Below are 2,256 nucleotides of genomic sequence, written 5' to 3' on the forward strand. Positions count from 1 at the left end.
TAATTCATAATAAAACCCTCTAAGAACAACAGAAACGGCATGTGTACCTCTTGATAGAAGGTTCGAATAGAGTTAGCAGTTTTCCCTTTAAATGCATCCTCCAAAGCTATAATGGCTTCTATGCTTTTCTGAATGTTTTTGACTTGTGTATGTATTTGTTCTAGTTGCGATATGGTTTTATCGATATAGATATGAAGGCGCTTGCATAAAGCGCCTTCATGAACATCTCCTCCTATCCCCATTGGTAATAGCTTCAATGTAACTACTTTAGTTGCATTATACTAAAAGCATGAAATATATGGAATTGTTTATGGCAAAACTACATATAAGTAGCAGTATAAAAATAAATCTGGTGTGTGGAAATATACGCCCGAACAATTGCGAGAAACGACAGCTAAAGTATGTACCAGGTATTTGCATAAGACTGTGGGCTTTAAGCAAAAGAGAGTGACTTATGTTAATTTATACCGCCAGATGTGGATTGAAATTTAGTTTTCTTTTTTCTTTTTAAATAAATCTATTACCAAAATCAAAACGATAATAAGGTTTACATATTCCACCCAATTAGGCAGTTCATAATTAAAAAATAAATGTGATAATGACGTAATTAATAAAAATATAGCTAATAAAATAATGACTACTCTGTACAAGTTGAAATCCTCCTCGTTACTTATGTGACTAAGTTGCGTTAATAAGAAAACTACCTTGGCTAAGACTTCCTTAAAAAAGTTGTTCTCATATTCATCTTGTCTTTTTTACCTAATTATACCAATTATAAGGTTTGTGTCTATACAAAATCCCACCTCCTCATAACTCTTTTCGATTATAGTTACAGGAGGTGGTTTTGTTAATAAAAAGACACATGTGATGTGCTCACTTCATTTTATCTACACATCAATTATAGACTCAAAAGGCAAACGCTGCCCAACTATACTTATGTATTTATTTTGCTTATTGATACTGGTAATTTTACCTTTTACTTTATAAAAATCATGCTTATCAAAATACTTTAATTCGACAGTTAAATCATTTGCTCATCCATCACGAAGTCTTTATTTTACATAAGTATTCTTTATTGAGGTCCAACCCATCTCATTACATGAAAAAAGCACTTGATACTCAAATCCAGAATCAAGTGCTATCTTTTATTTTTTGCCACTTATTTTTCTATAAGTTTATAGAACTATATCTTGATATCCTACTTCTTCTACAACTTCATCTTCAATTTTTATACCCAATCCATCCTCAATATCCCAAGACACATCGCACAATAACCCCAATCTTCTCTTTCCATTCTTCCTTACTCTTCTTACAATTAATTCAGTAGGTTTCACTAATTCTGTTAAGCCAGTTAAAGAATCTATTTTAGGAGCAACTTTATTTGCTTGTGATTCATCTTCTAACATTTCTCTATATTCATCGACATTCTCACTATAGTACTCAAAGACTTCCTTTTCCGCCTCGCTCATAATATGGTTCATATCTTGAATAAAATTACGGAAGGCATCTTTTTGTATATTTGAAAAATCAGCGTCTTCATGCGCATCGACACTCAATAGTATTTTTCTCTCAACATTAAACATTTTAATAGTCATTTCGCCTCGCCAGAAATTATTTTTGTATTCAAGTTCTCCAAATAACTCATCATTAATCTTTGTCATTTTATTTACTCTCCCAACTTAACTTTTATATTATATTCGCCAACTCCACCCAAATGTTTAAAGACGCTATTAATCTTACTTGGTACTAATTGAATTGTTTCCAAATCGTTAAGTTCATGCCAAGTATATTTATTATCTTCTCTCCAATCAGCTATGTCGTCTGCTGTCCACTTTTGTTCTGGAGTACTCCATTTTTTAGCTAATTCTTCATCAGCAGTTGAAAAATTAGATTTTCGATCATTAGTCATATTTTCTAACTTAACCTCACCTTTAGAAAATGGAGAAAAGTCTGGCATACCGTTTTTATACTCAACACCATCAACATCAGCTTCATCAAGATATTTTTTTATTTCACCAGTCTTATCTGAGATAAATAATGATTCTGCACGTTCTCTACTCCATTTTCCTTTGTTAACTGGTGTAGTTTTTACCCTTTGCTCATAAGAGCTATATTTTGGCTCTATTTCAAAACCTTTTGTATATATCTGTCTATCTTTAACCGCACCCTTAGTCTCTAGCCTTTCCCCTCCGCCATTCTTCATATTAACCATCTGCGTATTGACGTGATTTTCAAGATCTTTATCTCTAAGTATAA

At 32.2% G+C, this 2,256-nt stretch carries 4 protein-coding genes and 1 pseudogene; all 5 read right to left on the reverse strand.

Features of this window, described 5'->3' with window-relative positions; all coding sequences use genetic code 11:
• Positions 1–242: T7SS effector LXG polymorphic toxin (locus tag D1839_RS20050; protein ID WP_286168781.1), on the reverse strand; the 242-nt coding region annotated here is incomplete at its 3' end.
• 246 nt (positions 243–488) lie between these two features.
• Complete coding sequence (locus D1839_RS20055) at positions 489–650, reverse strand: hypothetical protein (RefSeq protein ID WP_158589718.1); 162 nt, start codon at positions 648–650, stop codon at positions 489–491.
• Positions 651–887: 237 nt separating this feature from the next.
• Positions 888–1,016: pseudogene (locus D1839_RS21550) on the reverse strand (hypothetical protein); the annotation flags it as partial.
• A 159-nt stretch (positions 1,017–1,175) separates the two neighbouring features.
• Complete coding sequence (locus D1839_RS20065) at positions 1,176–1,661, reverse strand: DUF6985 domain-containing protein (protein WP_120381535.1); 486 nt, start codon at positions 1,659–1,661, stop codon at positions 1,176–1,178.
• Positions 1,662–1,666: 5 nt separating this feature from the next.
• Positions 1,667–2,256 (reverse strand): HNH endonuclease (locus D1839_RS20070; RefSeq protein ID WP_183030293.1); only part of this gene is annotated, 590 nt, incomplete at its 5' end.

The organism is Roseburia sp. 1XD42-34 (assembly GCF_009917385.1).
Classification (GTDB): domain Bacteria; phylum Bacillota; class Bacilli; order Bacillales; family Amphibacillaceae; genus Virgibacillus.

Coding starts and splice junctions, on each gene's coding strand:
- D1839_RS20065 (WP_120381535.1), bottom strand. CDS start 1,661: ATGACAAAGATTAATGATGAGTTATTTGGAGAACTTGAATACAAAAAT.